The organism is Microcoleus sp. T3_B1 (assembly GCF_036700445.1).
Lineage (GTDB): Bacteria > Cyanobacteriota > Cyanobacteriia > Cyanobacteriales > Microcoleaceae > Microcoleus.
This window is the reverse complement of sequence record NZ_JAUBOX010000007.1, coordinates 36195-55142: the sequence shown is the minus strand read 5'-3', so window position 1 is coordinate 55142 and position 18948 is coordinate 36195. Positions and strand designations below refer to the sequence as shown.

Genomic DNA, 18948 nt, shown 5'->3' with positions numbered 1-18948 from the left:
AAATCCTCGGTAAGTGGGTTCCTCAGCGTCTTTAGACCTGAGAGGGAAACGATACGAGCGGTTTCAACCGCCTTAAATAATTTACACCTTTACCGCCTTGGAATTACTTAGTTCCGGGTTCTTTTGTAATAAACTTTCAACAGGACAATTACTGCTTCAAACCTTTCACCCTGTACGCATAATGGTTTGCTCTTTCTTAGAGCCTCCTTTCGGGGTAATGTTAGCACGCGCCAATGTTTAGTGAGCTTGTTAGGTCAGCAGCGCTGTCTTACCTAAGAGTAAAACTGTTTAACCACTGACGACAGAGCGGGGAACTAGCTACGCATTCTCCCGCTGTCGTGACTCAAAAAACTTAGTCAGTTAAGACGCTTGGCTGGTCAACTAACTGAAGTTGTAGGCATCAAGCCCGTTACTTCAGTGCGGGGCGCTGACTGCAATTTCTCCAAAACAATCATTGACACTCCTGGCGCGTAAACGCACCGGGATTCTTTAATCTACGAGCCAATTTGCTGAGGCAGGATTTCTCCAGCCAAAGTAGAGATTGATTCTCCTAAAGCGTTGCTTGCGTCAAGCGCAAAAGTTCCGGTATGCCCTACCGTACCCAATCCTCTCCTTGAGGATATTTCTAGCCGCGTTTTCGTCTCTATCCATTACACACCCACATTTACACACGTGCGTTCTAGTAGATAGCGTTTTCTTGACAATTACACCGCAGCTAGAGCATTCTTGGCTGGTATATTGCGGATTCACCGCAACCGTAATCTTTTCAAATACTTTTCCAAAGTATTCAAGCCAGACACGGAACTGATACCAAGATGCGTCGTTAATAGACTTAGCTAAACAATGATTCTTCACCAGATTTTTTATTCTCAAATCTTCGTAAGCGATTACATCGTTTGATGAGATTACGCACCGTGCAAGCTTCATTGCATGGTCTTTACGCTGCCTACTTATTTTGAGATGGCGTTTGCCTAGAATCCGCCTAGCTTTGTCCCTGTTGTTTGAACCTTTTACTTTCCTGGACACCCGACGTTGACAACGTTTAAGGACTTTTTCACCTTTTCGCAAAAATCTCGGGTTCTCAACCGTAATTCCTTTTGAGTCGGTGTAATATTCCTTCAATCCTACGTCTAAGCCTATGGTGTTCCCAGAGGGGGCTATGTTTTCCTTTCGATCAATATCAATACAAAACTGAACGTATACGCCATCCGCACGTTTTACCAATCTCACCCGTTTTATTTGGCTAATTTGGTAGAAATGCAAATCGCGTGTCCCCTTGAGTTTTAACCGCCCAATCCCTTTCTTGTCGGTAAAATTGATGGATTTTCGGTCGTCGGCAAGTTTCCATCCAGTTGATTTATACTCAACAGATCGGCAATCTTTCTGGAACTGTGGATAGCCTTTTTTGCCAGCAACACCCTTCTTGCAGTTATCGTAGAATCGGGAGATAGAAGACCATGCTCGTTCTGCACTAGCTTGTCTAGCCATTGAGTTGAGTTCGTCAGCAAAGGAAAAATCACGCGCCAGTACAGCGCAGTATTTATTCAAATCATATTTATCCACCTTTTTGTTGTCCATCCAATACCTTATACAGCTATTGCGGACGAATTTTGCGGTACGAATTGCTTCGTCTACGGCAGTAAACTGATTTGATTTTCCGTATGCTTTAAACTCGAAAACTAGCATGGTTTTACCTCCCACCTTATGCTACTATGTTCAGCATAGGATGTTCCGTGACTTATTAAAACTTTACAATTAAAGCCGTCAAGCGAAGGACGGGGTTTTTAACCCAATTTCCTGATAAAAAGACCTATAAGAACTATAATCTAAAATCTAATATCTAAATTAGATAAATATGCAATCGATAATTAAAGTTGACTTGGGGCCACAATCTTACAATGTTTGCGTGCGATCGGGCGGTTTAGACGAACTCGGCAGTCTGATGGGCGATCTAAGTTTGGGCAAAAAAGTGCTGCTGGTGTCGAATCAGTCGATTTTTCGGCAGTACGGCGAAAGAGCAACAGCGGCCATCGAATCGGCCGGTCTGGAAGTCAGTAGCTGCATTTTACCACCGGGAGAACAGTACAAAACTTTAAATTCGGTGCAGAAAATTTACGGTGCGGCTTTGGAAAACCGCTTAGAACGTTCCTCGACAATGGTGGCTTTGGGCGGCGGGGTGGTTGGCGATATGACGGGTTTTGCGGCGGCAACTTGGCTGCGCGGAATTAATGTCGTGCAGGTTCCGACTTCGCTGCTGGCGATGGTTGATGCTTCTATTGGTGGCAAAACGGGGGTAAATCATCCTTTAGGGAAGAATTTAATCGGGGCTTTTCACCAGCCACGCTTGGTGTTAATTGACCCGGATGTACTCAAAACTCTGCCGGCGAGAGAGTTTCGTTCGGCGATGGCGGAAGTCATCAAGTACGGGGTGATTTGGGATGCTGAACTTTTCGGGAAGTTGGAGAATTGCAAGCGTTTGGATCAAATGCGCTATGTGAAGGCGGATTTGTTGGCAGAAATTTTGAGCAGGTCTTGCCAAGCTAAGGCTGAGGTGGTAAGCAAAGACGAGAAGGAATCGGGTTTGCGGGCGATTTTGAATTACGGACACACCATCGGTCATGCTGTGGAAAGTTTGACCAATTACAAGGTGATCAATCACGGGGAAGGAGTGGCTATCGGCATGGCTGCGTCAAGCCGGTTGGCTGTGGAGTTGGGAATGTGGGATGCTGAGTGCGATCGCCGTCAATCTGCTTTAATTGAAAAAGCGGGTTTACCTGCCAAATTGCCGGCTGGTGTGGATGTTGAGGAAATTTTGCATACTTTGCAACTCGATAAGAAGGTGCAGGATGGCAAGGTGCGGTTTGTGCTGCCGGTGCGCTTGGGTGAGGCTGCTGTGAGCGATCGGGTGGATGGGGATTTGATTATACAAGTTTTGAAGGAAATGCTTTAGCTTGCGGTTTTTGGGGCTGTTTAACCGCCGCTGAATGCTGATTAACGCCGATCGCCAATGATGTTTTTTCTTTCAATCGGCGATCGGCGCTGGAGTTTAGGAACCGCTCGATCGCGAATTAATTTCCTCCAAAATTTTATCTATTCTGTTAGCGGCTTGAGTTCTGCCTTGCTTGATAAATAACTCTTTAGCTTTTGTGAGGCTGGCTACTGCCTCCGCTTGGTTTTCCTTGTCTCCTTGTTGGTACAAACCGACTCCTAAATTGTTTAAAGCATCGGGATATCGATCGTTAATTTTAATGGCTTGTCTCCACTGAACAATTGCCTCTGGCAACTGCCCCTGACTTGCCATCGCCACGCCTAAATCGTTGTGAGCTTTGGCGTGCTGCGGGTTGACTTCAATTGCTTTTTGGAATAGAGCGATCGCATCGCTCATTTTACCTTGCCCCGACAGCATAGTTGCCAACTTGTAATAAGCATCCGCTTCTTTGGGATAGCGAGCGATTAGTTGCCGGTACAAAGCTTCGGCATTGACAGCATTTCCTTGACCGTAAAGGTCGTTGGCAGTTCTCAAACCCATCGTGTAGCCTTTACCTACAACTTGGCACTTTTTCTCGGAGTTGCCTTCCTGCTTGCAAATCCTGAGTTCGTCTCCCTTCATCTCGTAGGACATAACTTCCCGAACAGCAGGGCCTCGGCGCTGTGGTTGCAAGTTCTGCGAGTGCAAGTTTTGCGATAGTTGCAGGGCGATTGTCTCAGCCCCGGCCGGTTCGGCCACTGCGACACTGCAGATTCCTGCACCCACCAAAATGCTTGGGGCAATCCACATCAAAGGTTTGAACCAGGGAAACTCTCGATCGTTTTTCATGTTTTTTGTGGAAACGTGTTGTTGATATCCTGGGTTTCACTAGCGCCGCAAGAGTCGGAGCCGATGGGGCCCACCCGATGAAATAGTTAGTTATTAACAGATACATTTAACCCGGCAATTCCCGGAAGTCCGAGATTGCTGAGTATGGTAAGACTTGGAAATCAGCAAGAATTCCAGTCAAAGAGGTATCTCTCAAAGCTTTCAACAAAATGTTAAAAGCGCCATTGGTATCCCGGTCTAGTTTGTGACCGCAGGAGGGGCAAGCAAAATGCTTTTTGCCTCCTAGTTTTGTATGAATGTGACCGCACTTTGAACAGGTCTTAGATGTATACTCTTCTGTTACGTCTACTACAACACAACCATGTTTGGCTGCTTGATGCTTCAACGTTTTTTTGAATTTATAGTGACTCAAAGTCACCATCGCTCTAGCTGTTTTCGCAGTCAGGCGACGCTTGACTTTCTTCACCATCTGCTGAGTCTCGAAAGTCGGCAGAAAGATTACCTTGTATTTGTCACACAGATATTTCGCCGTTTTTTTGTGCAATTCAGAAACCAAATTTTTAATTTGGTTTCTGATTTTAGATGCAGCTTTTCTCAAGCAATAGCGAAGTCGTTTAAAACTTCTCCCCTTGCTGTTGCCGATTCGACTCATTATTTTATCTAGATGCCTAGCAAGACGGTAGATTCTGCCAATATCATACTTGCCCACCTCTAGTACCTCCTGCCCGTCGAAACCCGTCATAAAAGTTCTTACACCGGGGTCGAGTGCCACAGCCAGTCTTGAGTCTGTCGCAGCAGGCTTGCTTTCCTTGACTGCATAACTTACAAACCACTGACCGTTAATTAAGCTTAGGCTTGGCTCGTGCTGCATGACATCCAAAATTGGTTCTGCTGACTTAAAGCTTAAGCCTTTGGTCCCTTGAGGGTAAAACGTACTTGATTTCCAGTTGTCAGTTTGAAATCTAATGGTTTGAGACGTATCTCGACAGGTTCTGAATTTAGCTGAACCTCCCGACTTTTTAGCAGCTTTGTGGGCTTCAAATGCTTGAAATACTGCTAGCTGTCTGGGATTGTAAGGTTGTAGTTTTACCCAATCTGGCGCGCTATCCATAATCTGCTTTCGCAGAGCGTATTTACCAATTTTCTGGGTTTTGAGGATAGCAATTGCTTGGTTGTAACACCACCGACTAGCAGCTATCCAAGTTCTCCAGGTTGCTGCTAATTTCGTTTCCGGGTAAACTCGGATCTTCTTTGATAGTAGATTTGTACTTGCGGAGTCCGTACAATCGGCAACTGAATACGTGGATGATGGCAAGGATATCTTCAATGATTTCTCTTTCTGGAGATAGTTCTGTGCGACCGAGAACCACGAGTTTGCAATCGTTTTGTTCGCACACCCCTCTGATGAGGTCACAACCAAACCTTGCGAGTCGGTCAAGGTGGCAGACCACAATTGGGCTGATAGTTCCTGACATGACTTGTCCCAAAAGGGCAAGAAGACTTTTTCTTTTGAAATTGAGTCCCCCTCCGATATCTTTGAAGACTTGGCCTTGCGGGTAGATTCCTTGGAGGTAGCTGATTTGTCGGTTGAGGTCTTCTTTTTGTGTGGCCCTGCTAACTCGGCAGTAGAGGGCGGTGATTCTTGGATGGAGTCCGTCACTGAACACTGAGTCAATGTCGTAACGTCGCTGGTTGGTAGGAGTTCTAATTGTCTTGATTTTCCCTGCTTCGTCCCAGTTTCTAAGGGTCTTTTGGGAAACCGAGAGGAGTTTACAGGCTTCTCGGGGGGTGACTCAAGCGAGTCATGATGGTTGTTTTTTGCTGGCATCTCCTATGGTATCCTGTTTGGTCGGGTTGTTCCGGGAATTTACAAAAAATAATTTACCTTGTCGCAACAGTCGAGATATTTTAGCACTGTGGGGTCGAGTTTGAGTTAAATTAGAGTAGAATTCCGATCGATTCTCAGTCAACCTTAGCAGGAAAATAGAAATGGGGCAGTCTATTCTTACCATGCTCTTTGCGCTCATCCTCGGCTACGCTGTTAACTCAAGCGTCAAAATAGTCAGCGGTGGCGACGAAGCTTTAGTGGAACGTTTGGGTCAATACAAGCGCACCCTCAAGCCAGGATTCCACTTTATCAGTCCCCTGGTCGAAAAAGTCGTCTGCGTGGACACAAGCCGTGAAAGAGTTTTAGACATTAAACCTCAGTCAGCAATCACGGGAGATAATGTGGCTCTCGAAGTCGATGCCGTTGTGTATTGGCGGGTTGTGAATTTACAGAAAGCTTATTATGGAATCGATCAAATTGAAAATGCGATCGCCAACTTAGTTTTAACGACGTTTCGCGCTGAAATTGGTCGATTGCCCATGCAAGACATCTTGGGTTCCCGAGATGACATGAATAAAAAGTTACTCAAGAAGTTGGACGAAGCTACCGAAACTTGGGGTGTCAAAGTAATTCGGGTAGAAATTCAAAGCATTACACCTCCGAAAAGGGTGCAAGAAGCTATGGAATTGGAGCGCGCTACCAAGAGCGAGTGGCAAGCAATGGTCAATAAGGCGATCGGCACTAAGGAGTATATGAGGCTCTTAGTTGAAGCTTTAGACTCCCATCCGAATAGCAAGCAAGTTTTGAATTACTTAGTAACGGAAAAATACTTAGACGCTCAACAAAAATTGGGCGAAAGCGACAATGCCAAAATTCTGTTTATGGACCCCCGGAGCATGAGCGAAGCTCTGGGCGAGCTGATGGGTTCTATGCCCGATGTGGTTCATTCTGAGGGCGGGGAAATGAAAGTTATTGATACTCCCACTTCTCAAGACTGATTTCTGAAGATAGCGTCGGCAACCAGACAAACATCGTGCATTTCTCTGACATCGTGAACTCGTAAGATATCGGCCAAATTTGCGATCGCACCTGTACAAGCCGCCGCTGTCCCCCAAACTCTTTGTTTCGCTTCTGGCTGATTCAAAATATGACCGATGAAGCTTTTTCGCGATACTCCGACTAAAATCGGACAGTTTAAAACACGGAATTTTCGCAACTCTCGCAGAATTTCTAAGTTTTGACTGTAATTCTTAGCAAAGCCAATACCAGGGTCGAGAATTATTTGAGATTTGTCAATCCCCGCAGCAACTGCTGCCGCAATTCGACTCTCGAAAAATTCCCCAATATCCCCCATTAAATCGCGATAATCTGTCAGTTTTTGCATCGTCTGGGGAGTGCCCCGAATGTGCATCAAAATTATTGGAACTTTTAACTGAGCAACGGTTGACAGCATTTCCGAATCAAAAGTTGCTCCCGAAATATCGTTAATTATATCCGCTCCCGCCTCAACCGCAGCTTTCGCAACCTGCGCTCTGGTAGTATCGATCGAAATAGGAACTGAGCCAAAAATATCGGCTTTTTGTCGCAGTATTTGTACGAGAGGTATAACGCGATCGATCTCCTCTGCTAAGGATATTTCCACTGCACCAGGCCGAGTAGATTGACCGCCAATATCAATAATATCTACCCCCCCCGACTTTACCATATTTTCCGCTTGCGCTAAAGCAGATTCTATGGTATTGAAATCTCCGCCGTCGCTAAAACTGTCAGGGGTTACGTTCAAAACGCCCATTAAATAAGTGCGTTTCCCCCACTCGAAAGCTTGATTTCTAAGTGTAATTTTTGGGTTATGTGTCATGGCGATCGTGGGATTTGATATCTGACTGAACGCACGGGTAGCCAGAAACCGGGTTTTTTCACGACAATATTTCGTTGCCACCCACAGATTCTGTAAAAAACCCGGTTTCTTTGAGTCTTAATGCGTCCAAGACTGTTCAACCAAAACTTAACCAGCTAAAAACAGTATCAACTGTCAATTCTAATTCAATTTTATCAATTATTGGCAACAGAGCAGCACCTTTATACAGTTCTACTTTTTGTCCTGGAAATACTGCCAAAATACTCTCTTCTTCTGGATCTAGTAACCACCCCAACTCAGTGCCGTTTCGCGAACAGTGGAGTAAGTTACTCAGCACTTTTGTTTGGCTTTGGTTTGGAGAGAGAATTTCTATCGACCAGTCGGGATTAATGTCAAAGCGGTTAGCAATTCTACCAGACGGCAAAAAAGGAATTCTTTCCCATCGGAATACTGCTACATCTGGCACGATTGATGCGCCGCCAAAAGTGCAGCGCAACTCGGGAAAAGCATTGGCAATTTTCCGAGTTTTCGCTACTTGATTGATAGTCTTGCAGAGCTCACCTTGAAGTACGCTGTGTTCACCTTGAGGCATGGGCTTCTGAATGATTTGTCCCTCAAGAAATTCTGAGGCCGGTTCAGTTTCAGGAAGTTTGAGGAACTCGTCTAAGGCGGGTTTGGGTTTAACGATCGCAGTCATAGGTTAATTCTCCCGATCCGAGAAACACTGAACGGCACATCACAATTGTAGGCGATCGCTGTTTAATTCCCGCTGCCTTGTTCCAATTACCAATTAACAATTACCCATTAGCAATTACCTAATTACTGATAATTGACAATTCGAGCAAAACTCGCAGCTTCCAAACTCGCACCGCCTACCAGAACCCCGTCAATCTCAGGCATCGCCATAACTTCATCAATATTCTCCGGTTTAACAGAGCCACCGTACTGAATTGGCACGTCAGGATTAGTCAATTTACTGCGAATCAAACCAATAACTCGGTTAGCTTCCTTAGCTTCGCAAGTATCGCCAGTGCCAATCGCCCAAATCGGTTCGTAAGCAATGACTAACTTATTTTGGTCAACATCAACCAAATCTTTTGCCAACTGAGAAAAAATGTGAGCTTCAGTTTCGCCTGCATCTCGCTGCTGCTTGGTTTCCCCAACACACAGAATCGGAATTAAATCGTATTTCTGAGCCGCTTTCAGCCGCAAATTCACCGTTTCGTCAGTTTCCCCAAAATATTGGCGCCGCTCGCTGTGGCCGATAATGACATAACGGACACCAAGTTCACTCAGCATTGGCCCGGAAATTTCCCCAGTAAAAGCTCCAGACTCTTGCCAGTGAACGTTCTGAGCACCGAGTCTGATCCGGCTGCCGTGCAAATTTTTCGAGAGGACAGCCAAGGAAGTGAAGGGAACGCAAAGCACGACTTCCCGTTCCTCTGGGGTTTCCGTCAGGCAGGACATGAATCCTTGAAGAAACTCTAGGGATTCTGCCCTAGTTTTGTACATTTTCCAGTTGCCAGCTATAACTATTTTCCGCACTATTTCTTTCAGTCCTTGTCCTTACAACGCAATTTATAGTCTAAAGCTTTAGCGTACCTTTCGATCCTTCATTGCCCAAACTCGATTCGAGCTTGCTCAACTAAGTCAACGGTGACGACTTCGGTTTCGGCTTCGCGGGCCAACTGCTCGATGCGGACGCGAGCTTGTCCCCGGACAAAATAGGGAATATTTTTCAGCTTCGCCTTGGCTTCTGGCGTCCATTTTAGATCATCGGAAAATTCGGAATCGGGCATGGCGTTTTGAGCGATCGACTACAAGCCTTCATGTATCAGGCTTTGATGGAAAGCCTGGATGTATTAAATTTACCACGAGTTGCGATCGCGCCACACCTTCTCACTCTGCATTCCATTGCTTGCCTAAAATCGCCGACGCCTCTTGTAAAAGCTGATTCTGCTCTTGTCGAATTGCCTCCAACCTTGTCAAAATATTAGCAAGTCGTTCTTGAGACTCCACACTGTTTGATTCAACTCCCCTCAATTGTAAACCTGAATTATTTTTGTATTCGGGATTCTTTGAAACCAATGAGTTTACAGCCACTCCACCGAAATTACTTACAGATTTAGAGCCGACACTCAAAACCCCTTGCATAAATTTTCCAGGCCTTTGCAGAATAAATAACCAGCCTTTTGCAAACAAGCTACCTAAAGCCTGAAAAAAACCTAAGATACTCAATATAAATAGCAGCAAAATTGCTAAAGATACCAAGGGGTGATTCACCAACCAGAAGACGAGAGGGTGAGAATAAATCCAATCTTTAATATTACCATTGATAGCACTTTGGATGGCATTGGAAGCGGCATCACTCATATTTCCCGCCTTGTTAATGCTATCTTCTAATGAAGCCTTAGCCTTTTCTGTAGCTTGATTTACACTCTCTACAGCTTGGCTAGTGCTTTGATTCAGAGTATTGACCGCAGAGTTAGTAGTTTGATTAATAGTTTCTTTCTTCTGTTGCCACAGAGTGAGAAACAGCATCAACAGCTTTGTTGGTACTTTCACTGACGCGACTAACTGCTTGATTCGCGACTTCCGATATAGAAATTCTAGTTTTTTCTGTTTTTTCCGCTACAGTACCTAAAGCATTGTTCGTAGCTTGATTAACAGTATTAACGGCAGAATTCGTAGTTTGAGTGAGAGCTTCTTTTGCCTGAGATTCAGTTTCGGAGAGAGAAGATTTGGGAGCATCTCATATTTGTAAAAATACTTCTTCTGGCTCCTTCCTTCTGCCTCTTTCCTTCTGCCTCCTGCCTCCTGCCTCCTGCCTCCTGCCTCCTGCCTCAAAACTCCAATTTCTAGCGGAGGGCTGCAAAGGTGAGATGCTCCCGAAGATTTAGCTTCTGCTGTTGCTTCGGAAACAGAATTCACTGCTTTTCCGACTTGTTCCGTCCAAACTTCTTTCGTTTTTTGAACGCTTTGAGAAAAATTTTGAGAAAAATCAGGGAGTGCTACTGCCATAGTAAGTGATCTCCATCAAGTTAATTGACTCTTTCCCAGTGATTATAGTATATAGCAATGCTTGCAGGAGTCATAAATTTTTTACCCCACTCCAACCCTCCCCGAACTCGCGGGGAGTCCGTAAGAAATTCACAAATGATGCGAGAATTGCTATAGTATAGCTTCCATACCCCCATGCTTTGAAAGATGGTGCCAACGCTTTGACGATGTGTTCCCTACTCAAGCCCAAAGACACGAGTTTATACACTATCTAGGGAATTATTGGGAGAAAAGAGACCAAAAACCTATCCCAGAGCGCGCAGAATGCTGTAAATGTTTCTTAACAAAGCTTACGCTTTTGTGCAGTCAGAGCTTCCTGGTGCGAACAAACGCTCAACCCAGGGCGAAGCTATACGTGAGAGTGTGACATCAGATGTATTTCCCAAAAATAGAGCGGACGATCGCTCAAATATGAGGCAGGAATTTGATGCACCTGAAAAAGTCTGAATTAAGTTGAGAAATATAGCCTATTATCCCAGCGACGATCGCGGGATAACTGGCGATCGTTCGTCAAAGCTCGCTCGGCGTTGTAAAAACTGTTTAACGCCCCCAAAAATAATGACATATTTACAAAAATTAGCGCAAGTTACCAGACTTTATATCTCCGAAAAAAAGCTATAAATTTTAAGTAGACTGTGGCTGTTGGTTTAACAAACCGGACGCTGCCTAAAAGGTTGTGGCGGAAGCTTAGATGGTGTATAATTTATGACATATTTGCCAAATTTTCACTTTCCATCCCAACCTCAAAATATGCTAGGGTAGAATGTTTCCAAAGCTTAAGATACACCATGACGTATGTATCAATCATTAGAAGACTCAGCCATTTCGACTAACCCATCTATGGAACCGTCCTCTCTAATTCTCATTGTGGATGACGATGCCTTGATTCGTTTGCAACTGCGACTGTATTTACAGAAGGAAAAATACCGAGTGGCCGAAGCTACAGATGGGTTGACAGGGCTAGTAGCCTATGAGGAAGTACATCCAGACCTCATCCTGCTAGATGCAGTGATGCCTACTATGGATGGTTTTGCTTGTTGTCAAAAATTATCTGAAGTGCCTGAGAGCGCTCGCCCACCTATTTTGATGATTACTAGCTTAGAAGACAAAGAATCTGTCGATCGAGCGTTTGCAGCGGGAGCGGCTGACTATATCACTAAGCCGATTCACTGGGCTGTTTTGCGACAGAGAGTGCGACGGTTGATTAAGCAATTCCACTTGCAACAGCAACAAACCCTACTTTACAACCAGCTAGAGGCCGCCAATCGACAATTAAAATACCTCGCGTCAATTGACGGTTTGACTCAGATTGCCAATCGCCGTCAGTTTGACCAACAGCTAGAGGAGGAGTGGCGACGCATGACGAGGCAGCAAACTCCTTTGTCACTGATTTTGTGTGATATCGATTTCTTCAAGCCTTACAACGATACTTATGGACACCAAGCAGGGGATCTATGTTTACAGCAAGTTGCGACAGCTCTCAATCGCAGTATTAATCGAGCGGGAGATTTAGTAGCACGTTATGGAGGTGAAGAATTTGTAGTGATTTTATCGGACACCGAGCTTGAGGGAGCCGTCCAAATCGTTAAGCAAATGCAGGCTCGCATCCAAGATTTAGCAATAGTTCATAAGAGTTCTCCGCATCATTGTATTACGCTCAGCTTCGGTATTACCAGTGTGATTCCTAACCAAGAAAGCTTACCAGAAACTTTAATTACTGCTGCCGATGCAGCACTTTATCAAGCCAAAGACAAAGGTCGTAATACTTTTTGTACCAACATTCATACAGTTAATGAATTCACCCGTTAAATCCTAAGGGTAAAAACTATGCCTCTCGTCATTTGGAATGACTCGTTAACTATTGGTATTCCCGAAATAGACCGCCAGCATAAACAATTGATCGATCAACTCAATACCTTAGTGGATGCCATGTTGGCAAACCGTGGGAAGGAAGAAATAAAAGGTATTGTAGATTTTTTAGACTTGTATGTAGCCCAACATTTCGGATTTGAAGAAAATTGTATGCAAAGATACAAATGCCCAGTTGCATCTAACAATGCAGCGGGGCATACCAAATTTATTAAAACACTGAGTGAAGTTAAACAAGAGCTACAAACCAAAGGGTCGAGCCTTTCCTTAGCCATTAAGGTTAATGAACAATTGCTAGATTGGTTCGTGAACCATATTAAAAAAGTCGATCGAGAACTCAAGTCGTGTATGAGTAAGCCTTGATTGCTGCTTGAAAGCTTAAATAATCGGTGGTGCGATCTTCAGGGAAACTGTCAGGTAAATAACAGATCGGCTCTATGGCGCTTTTTTTATCGGAATCAGGTCATATTCAGCAACTAGCGATTATAAAAGTTTATGGGAGGGGCTAGCTCAATGCGTAATAAAAGATGGTTAGGTGCGATCGCCCTTCTCACTGGTGCGGGTATTCTGGGCAACTATTTCAGTTTGTCTCTTTTCTTTGGGGTTGATTTCCTCTTTGGCAGTATTCCCATACTGATTATTACTTACTACTTCGGCTTGGGCTGGGGAGGCTTGGCTGGTCTAATTGCAGGCAGCTATACTTATATCCTGTGGCATCATCCATACGCCACGATTATTTTGGTAATTGAGGCTCTGTTTGTAGGGTTTCTTTGCAAGAAGCGCAAACAGCCAAATATCCTTTTATTCGATGGGATTTACTGGTTCTTAATTGGAATGCCCCTCCTCTGGCTTTTCTACGGTCAAATGATGCACATGGAGGCGAATCAGACCATCCTCGTTATGTGCAAGCAAGCAGTCAACGGCATTTTTAATGCCTTAGTTGCCAGCTTAATCATTTCGTATGCGCCGATTTATCGGTGGATTGGTGCTTCAAAGCATCTCGCCCTCTCTTTACAACAAACTATTTTTCATCTGTTGGTAGCTTTTGTCTTTCTTCCAGGACTGATGCTATTAGTTTTTGATGGTAGATCCTTGGTAGGTCAAATCCAAACGACGGTGCAAACGGAGTTACGAACAAACGCAAAAAGTCTCACTAGCGCAATATCTAGATGGCATCAGCGACATCTCTTAGCTTTGAATACATTAGCTGAAAAATCGCTCATGCCTGAAGCCGGCACTGCTGCTAATACAGCGATTAAATCATCCGAGGATCTACAACAAAACATTAGCCTGATCGAGCAGGTGTTGCCAGATTTCGACAAAATTTATGTTGCCGATTCATCGGGAACCATTTTAGCTACTTCTTCTCTTTTAAATCCAACCCGCCGGCGGTTGATGGAACAAAGCACGGAACATCAATCTCTAATTCCCCTGGCTCAAGAGCGGTTGAGACCTTGGATGACTCCTATCCACAAAGATATATTACTGGACGAACCTCATGTAGGATTGAATGTACCCCTGCAACTTCAAGGTAATTTTCTTGGGCTGGTCCACGGTTCATTAGGATTGAGCCAGATCAAAGCTCTCTACATTTTCCAGAGAAACAATCAGCAACTAGGCATTACATTGCTAGATCAAAACAACCGAGTCATTGCCAGTAATCAATCCGACCAAAAGCTTTTGACCAGTGTTCCGGGGTCAAAGGACGGCAGCACTCGCACCTTAGAGGGAACCTTGCAGCAGTGGCTTCCTAGCAAGGGCAAGAATCCGATGATCCGTTGGAAAAATTCTCTGTATATACAGGAATTTACCATTAGCCCCGCTCTGGACTGGAAATTACGCTTAGAAATTCCAGCCGATCCCTATGTAGAAAATTTACAAAATCGCTACAAGGCTGACTTGAGTATTCTACTCCTCGTCACAATGTTGGCATTTTTGTTTGCAACGCTGGTTAGCGAACGACTGGTCCAGCCATTATCCTATTTAGCTCGTGCGACTACTGACTTACCCAACAAGCTTTCAGAAGAAACATTTGAATGGAAACATAGCTCTGTTAGTGAAATCAATGAGCTTGCTGGCAATTTTCAATTGATGGCGATCGCGCTTTATCAAAAATTTAGGGAGATTAAACACGCCAACGCTACATTAGAACAGCGGGTTCAAGAACGAACGCAAAAATTATCCATAATCAATCGCTCTCTGAAAGCTGAAATTAAGAGACGTAAACAAGCCGAAACTGAACTAAGAACGAGAGAGGCGGCGATACGAGCTTTATATGAAGTCACTGCTACCCAAAATCTCAATTTTGAGCAGCGCATTCAAGCTTTGATTGACATGGGATGTCAGAATTTTGGGCTGGAAAGTGGCGTCTTGGCTCGTGTGCAAGATAACCGTTATGAAGTGATGGTTGTGCGATCGCCCGATGAAGTCCTGAAACCAGGTGATGTCTTTGATATTAAGCAAACTTTGTGCTGTGAAGCTTTAGACACAAATGAACCCCTAACCATCCAACATACAGGCACCTCAAAATGGCGTCACCATCCTGCCTATCTTGCCTTTGGCATGGAAGCTTATATTGGAACACGAGTTTTAGTTGCAGGCAAAGTCTACAGTACCCTCAGCTTTTCTAGTAAATCTCCCCGTGCAGACAGCTTTAAATCTGCCCATGTGGAATTACTGAAGCTGATGGCTCAGTGGATTGGTAGTGAAATCGAACGGCATCAGGCAGAAGTCGCTCTGCAAGCGAGTGAAGAGCGGTGGGAACTCGCCCTACGTGGTAGTAATGAAGGGGTATGGGATTGGAACGTCAACACTAATGAAGTATTCTTCTCGGCTCGCTGGAAAGAAATGTTGGGCTACGAAGACCATGAAATTTCCCATCACCTGGACGAATGGAGCAAGCGGGTGCATCCCGATGATCTCGGTTGCGTCTTGCAAATAATTCAAGATCACTTTGAGGGCAAAACTTCTTTTTATATTACAGAACATCGAGTTCTTTGTAAGGATGGGAGCTACAAGTGGATTCTGGCTCGAGGGCAGGCGCTTTCGGATGAAGCGGGCAAAGTTGTCCGTATGACTGGTTCTCAGAGCGATATTACCGATCGCAAAAACTTAGAGCAGGAAATTCAAGCAAGAGAGCAATTATTGAATGCTTTCTTTAAAGGAGCTTCCCTAGCAGGGGTGGGGCTGTGTATCCACGATCGGCAGTTTAAATTTTTACAAATCAATGAGGCACTAGCTGAATTTAATGGCCACTCTGTGGAGGCTCACTTAGATAAGACAACCGATGATATTTTGGGAGAATTTGCGCCTAGTGTAAATGCACTGTTACAACAAGTTTTAACGACAGGAAAACCTTCGATCAACTTGGAAATTAGCACAGCACTATCCAGTCAAACGGGTGTCAAGCGCCACTGGCTCGTTTCTCACTTTCCCATTTTCAAGGATGCAGAGCAGGGTATAGCAGTGGGTTGCATTCTAATTGAAATTAGCGATCGCAAACGAGCCGAAGCGGAACTGCAACAAATGAGTGCGGCCCTAGAAAATGCCGTGGCAGGCATTTCTAGGCTTGACCCTCAAGGACGCTATATCTCTGTCAATGTGACTTATGCTGCCATCTGCGGATATCAGCCTGAAGAACTGCTAGGGAGGGACTGGCAAAACACCGTTCATCCTGAAGATGTTGAGAAGATGGTGGCTGCTTATGAGCAAATGTTGAGAGACGGTAGAGTCGAAGCGGAAGCTAGGGGAATCCGAAAAGATGGCTCTAGCTTCTATAAACAACTGGTGATGGTTTCTGCTTATGACGAGCAAAATGTCTTTGTGGGGCATCACTGCTTCATGAAGGATATTACCGATCGCAAGGAGGCAGAAGAAGCACTACAACGACAATTGCAAAAAGCCCTACTGCTGAAGCAAATTACCCAAGAAATTCGTCAAAGCCTCAATGCTGAGCAGATATTTGAAACGGCTGCTATTCAGATTGGGCAAACTTTTGGTGTCAGTCGCTGCTTAATTAGCACATACCAGGACAATCCACTGCCTCAGTTTCCTGTCGTTGCAGAGTATCTAGCAGTGGGATATGGGCCCAGCGGGGAGCATGACATTCTGGCGGCCAGTCCTGCTTATACAAAACGGTTGATGGCTCAAGATGAAGCGATCGCCTCCCCGGATGTCTACTGCGATTCATTGCTCACCTGTGCTCATTCAATTTGTACCAGTCTCAATTTGAGATCGACATTAGCAGTGCGAACCTCTTACCAAGGAGAACCGAATGGTGCCATTTGTTTGCACCAGTGCGATCGCTACCGTCGTTGGACTGCCGATCAAGTGGAGTTGCTAGAATCAGTGGCGACTCAAGTAGGAATTGCCCTAGCTCAAGCCCAATTACTAGAGCAAGAAACTCGACAACGAGAAGAATTAACTCTGAAAAACTTTGCCCTGGAGCAAACTAGACGGGAAGCAGAAGCAGCGAGCCGAGCCAAAACTGAGTTTCTGGCGATGATGAGCCATGAAATTCGCACTCCCATGAATGCGGTTATTGGTATGACGGGACTACTGCTGGATACAGAACTCAAGGCTCAACAGCGAGACTTTATCGAGACGATTCGCAATAGTGGGGATACCCTGCTGAGTATCATCAACGACATCCTGGACTTCTCCAAAATTGAGTCGGGCAAGCTGGAGCTAGAAATGCATCCCTTGAGCTTGAGAGATTGCATAGAAGGTGCGATCGACCAACTTGCAGTTAAAGCAGATGAGAAGGATATTGAGTTGGGCTACCTCATCCAGCCTCAGACTCCTAAGTTCATTTTGGGTGATGTCACCCGTCTCCGTCAGATTCTAGTTAACTTGCTCAACAATGCGATTAAGTTTACTGAAACTGGGGAAGTTACCATTTCCGTGGAAGCCTCTCTAGTTGATTCTGACAAAACAATTTCTGAGCCTGGGAACTTGTCAGAAAGCTTGTACGAAATCCAGTTTGCCATTCAAGACACAGGCATTGGTATTCCCGCCAATCGGCTCGATCGACTGTTCAAGTCTTTTAGTCAAGTAGATGCTTCGACGACTCGGCAGTATGGAGGGACTGGTTTAGGTCTGGCGATTAGTAAGCGACTTAGTGAAACGATGAACGGCACGATCTGGGTTGAGAGCGGAGGCCACGTCGGAGGAACCCCTTCACCAAAATGGCAAGCCGCTAAGCTTAATCGAGTCACAATGGGTTCCACCTTCTACTTCACGATTGTCGCATCCTCTGTTGCTACTGAGTTAGCGGAACCGATGGAAATGCTACCAGAACTATCTGGCAAGCGTTTATTAATCGTGGATGACCAGCCCACTAACCGACAAATTCTGACGTTGCAAGCAGAGAGTTGGGGGATGCAGAGTCTGGCTGCCCCATCGGGTGCGGAAGCGCTCAACTGGCTTGAGAGTGGAGAAGCGTTTGATCTGGCTATTTTAGATATGCAAATGCCACAAATGGACGGCCTCACACTCGCCTCAGCCATCCACCAGCATCCTAAGTGCCACCGTTTACCCCTAGTGTTGCTGACTTCAATGGGCTACCCAGAAGCGAGTTCTTCAGCGCTCTCCACCCACTTTGCGGCTTTTTTAAGCAAACCGATCAAACAATCCCAGCTCTATCAAATACTGATCCATGTGCTACAAGCTCAACCGAAAAAAGTTCAACAACAGCTTCCTATATCTGTGGAGGATGATATGAAACTTGCCCAGAGACTCCCACTGCGAATTCTTTTAGCAGAAGATCATCTGGTAAATCAGAAGGTGGCACTGCTGCTGTTAGAGCGTTTGGGATACCGGGCCGATATTGCTGCCAATGGATTGGAAGTTTTGGAAGCCCTGAATCGCCAGCCTTATGATGTAGTGCTGATGGATGTACAAATGCCAGAGATGGATGGACTAGAAGCCAGCCGTCGTATTTGCCAGGAGTGGCCGGCTCCTACTCGTCCCTGGATTATTGCAATGACGGCAAATGCCATGCAGGGCGATCGCCAAGTTTGTCTTGATGCTGGCATGAATGACTATATCAGTAAACCAATTCGACTAGAGGCTCTCAACCAAGCGCTGAGTCAGTGTCAACCCAACCCGGAACCGCAACAGGCCCAAAAGGAGGAATCAGATAGTAACAAGCCAAAAATTGATAGGCCAGCGGTTAACCTCACTGAACTGCAAGCCTTCTGTAGCAGCATCGATCAAGATTCAACCGAGATTTTGAGCTTGCTAGCTAACTGCTACTTGGAGGAAGCCGTAAAGTTGCTAGAAGCTATGAAATTAGCGATCGCCCAAGGGGATACTCAAGCCCTAAACCGAGCGGCCCATACCCTCAAAGGCAGTAGTGCGAATCTAAGCGCGGCTCCTCTGGCCCACCTTTGTGCCACGTTAGAAGTCATCAGTACCTCTGGTCAACTCGATCGAGCCTCCTCCCTATTTGCTCAAATCGAGGTTGAGTACGATCGTGTCAAGAATACTCTCCAACAAGAACTACAAGCATAGCGA

Annotated in this window: 14 protein-coding genes and 2 pseudogenes; 6 read left to right on the top strand and 10 right to left on the bottom strand. The window is 45.3% G+C overall.

Features of this window, described 5'->3' with window-relative positions; translation table 11 throughout:
• Window positions 1-494: 494 nt before the first annotated feature.
• Window positions 495-1686, bottom strand: a pseudogene (locus QT990_RS06285) (RNA-guided endonuclease InsQ/TnpB family protein).
• 169 nt (window positions 1687-1855) lie between these two features.
• Here QT990_RS06285 and aroB point away from each other — a divergent pair.
• Entirely contained in the window at window positions 1856-2950 is a 1095-nt protein-coding gene (gene aroB, locus QT990_RS06280) for a 3-dehydroquinate synthase (RefSeq protein WP_333139214.1), read from the top strand.
• A gap of 96 nt (window positions 2951-3046) precedes the next feature.
• Here aroB and QT990_RS06275 read toward each other — a convergent pair whose 3' ends face one another.
• The 3 genes and pseudogenes from QT990_RS06275 to QT990_RS06265 all read right to left on the bottom strand — a co-directional run.
• Window positions 3047-3817 carry a tetratricopeptide repeat protein gene (locus QT990_RS06275; protein WP_333139212.1) on the bottom strand — a complete coding sequence of 257 codons (771 nt, stop codon included), beginning with the start codon at window positions 3815-3817 and terminating at the stop codon, window positions 3047-3049.
• A gap of 106 nt (window positions 3818-3923) precedes the next feature.
• Window positions 3924-5063, bottom strand: coding sequence for a transposase (locus QT990_RS06270; RefSeq protein WP_333139377.1), 1140 nt, complete (start codon window positions 5061-5063; stop codon window positions 3924-3926).
• A pseudogene (locus QT990_RS06265) lies at window positions 5005-5610 on the bottom strand (IS607 family transposase); the annotation flags it as partial. The gene QT990_RS06270 and the pseudogene QT990_RS06265, both read right to left, overlap by 59 nt.
• A gap of 196 nt (window positions 5611-5806) precedes the next feature.
• Here QT990_RS06265 and QT990_RS06260 point away from each other — a divergent pair.
• Window positions 5807-6643 (top strand): stomatin-like protein, encoded by an 837-nt coding sequence (locus QT990_RS06260; RefSeq protein WP_333139210.1) that lies wholly within the window; start codon window positions 5807-5809, stop codon window positions 6641-6643.
• Here QT990_RS06260 and folP read toward each other — a convergent pair.
• From folP to QT990_RS06230, 6 genes are all read right to left on the bottom strand, one after another.
• Window positions 6634-7503, bottom strand: coding sequence for a dihydropteroate synthase (folP, locus tag QT990_RS06255; protein ID WP_333139208.1), 870 nt, complete (start codon window positions 7501-7503; stop codon window positions 6634-6636). The two genes, QT990_RS06260 and folP, sit on opposite strands and share 10 nt — an antisense overlap.
• Window positions 7504-7639: 136 nt before the next feature.
• Entirely contained in the window at window positions 7640-8200 is a 561-nt protein-coding gene (locus QT990_RS06250) for a Uma2 family endonuclease (RefSeq protein ID WP_333139206.1), read from the bottom strand.
• A gap of 122 nt (window positions 8201-8322) precedes the next feature.
• A complete protein-coding gene (gene tpiA, locus QT990_RS06245; protein WP_445301036.1) occupies window positions 8323-9048 on the bottom strand; it encodes a triose-phosphate isomerase in 726 nt (241 codons plus the stop codon).
• Between the two features lie 68 nt (window positions 9049-9116).
• On the bottom strand, window positions 9117-9302 hold the full coding sequence (locus QT990_RS06240; RefSeq protein WP_006633749.1) for a PCP reductase family protein: 186 nt from the start codon (window positions 9300-9302) through the stop codon (window positions 9117-9119).
• A 100-nt stretch (window positions 9303-9402) separates the two neighbouring features.
• Window positions 9403-10068 carry a hypothetical protein gene (locus QT990_RS06235; protein WP_333411442.1) on the bottom strand — a complete coding sequence of 222 codons (666 nt, stop codon included), beginning with the start codon at window positions 10066-10068 and terminating at the stop codon, window positions 9403-9405.
• A 75-nt stretch (window positions 10069-10143) separates the two neighbouring features.
• The gene (locus QT990_RS06230) at window positions 10144-10524 is read right to left on the bottom strand and encodes a hypothetical protein (RefSeq protein WP_333273341.1); all 381 of its coding nucleotides are present in this window, start codon (window positions 10522-10524) and stop codon (window positions 10144-10146) included.
• A gap of 312 nt (window positions 10525-10836) precedes the next feature.
• On the opposite strand from QT990_RS06230, the gene QT990_RS06225 reads away from it, so the two are divergent.
• The 4 genes from QT990_RS06225 to QT990_RS06210 all read left to right on the top strand — a co-directional run bounded on the left by QT990_RS06225 (window position 10837) and on the right by QT990_RS06210 (window position 18945).
• Window positions 10837-11010, top strand: coding sequence for a hypothetical protein (locus QT990_RS06225; RefSeq protein WP_333139196.1), 174 nt, complete (start codon window positions 10837-10839; stop codon window positions 11008-11010).
• 348 nt (window positions 11011-11358) lie between these two features.
• Window positions 11359-12372, top strand: a complete 1014-nt coding sequence (locus QT990_RS06220; protein ID WP_333139194.1) for a PleD family two-component system response regulator — start codon at window positions 11359-11361, stop codon at window positions 12370-12372.
• An 18-nt stretch (window positions 12373-12390) separates the two neighbouring features.
• Window positions 12391-12795 (top strand): hemerythrin family protein, encoded by a 405-nt coding sequence (locus tag QT990_RS06215; RefSeq protein WP_333139192.1) that lies wholly within the window; start codon window positions 12391-12393, stop codon window positions 12793-12795.
• 150 nt (window positions 12796-12945) lie between these two features.
• Window positions 12946-18945: a response regulator gene (locus QT990_RS06210; protein ID WP_333465040.1), complete on the top strand. Its 6000-nt coding sequence runs from the start codon at window positions 12946-12948 to the stop codon at window positions 18943-18945.
• Window positions 18946-18948: the final 3 nt, after the last annotated feature.

Coding starts and splice junctions, on each gene's coding strand:
- QT990_RS06215 (WP_333139192.1), top strand. CDS start 12,391: ATGCCTCTCGTCATTTGGAATGACTCGTTAACTATTGGTATTCCCGAA.
- QT990_RS06240 (WP_006633749.1), bottom strand. CDS start 9,302: ATGCCCGATTCCGAATTTTCCGATGATCTAAAATGGACGCCAGAAGCC.
- QT990_RS06250 (WP_333139206.1), bottom strand. CDS start 8,200: ATGACTGCGATCGTTAAACCCAAACCCGCCTTAGACGAGTTCCTCAAA.
- QT990_RS06260 (WP_333139210.1), top strand. CDS start 5,807: ATGGGGCAGTCTATTCTTACCATGCTCTTTGCGCTCATCCTCGGCTAC.
- aroB (WP_333139214.1), top strand. CDS start 1,856: ATGCAATCGATAATTAAAGTTGACTTGGGGCCACAATCTTACAATGTT.
- folP (WP_333139208.1), bottom strand. CDS start 7,503: ATGACACATAACCCAAAAATTACACTTAGAAATCAAGCTTTCGAGTGG.
- QT990_RS06275 (WP_333139212.1), bottom strand. CDS start 3,817: ATGAAAAACGATCGAGAGTTTCCCTGGTTCAAACCTTTGATGTGGATT.
- QT990_RS06220 (WP_333139194.1), top strand. CDS start 11,359: ATGTATCAATCATTAGAAGACTCAGCCATTTCGACTAACCCATCTATG.
- QT990_RS06210 (WP_333465040.1), top strand. CDS start 12,946: ATGCGTAATAAAAGATGGTTAGGTGCGATCGCCCTTCTCACTGGTGCG.
- QT990_RS06225 (WP_333139196.1), top strand. CDS start 10,837: ATGTTTCTTAACAAAGCTTACGCTTTTGTGCAGTCAGAGCTTCCTGGT.
- QT990_RS06230 (WP_333273341.1), bottom strand. CDS start 10,524: ATGGCAGTAGCACTCCCTGATTTTTCTCAAAATTTTTCTCAAAGCGTT.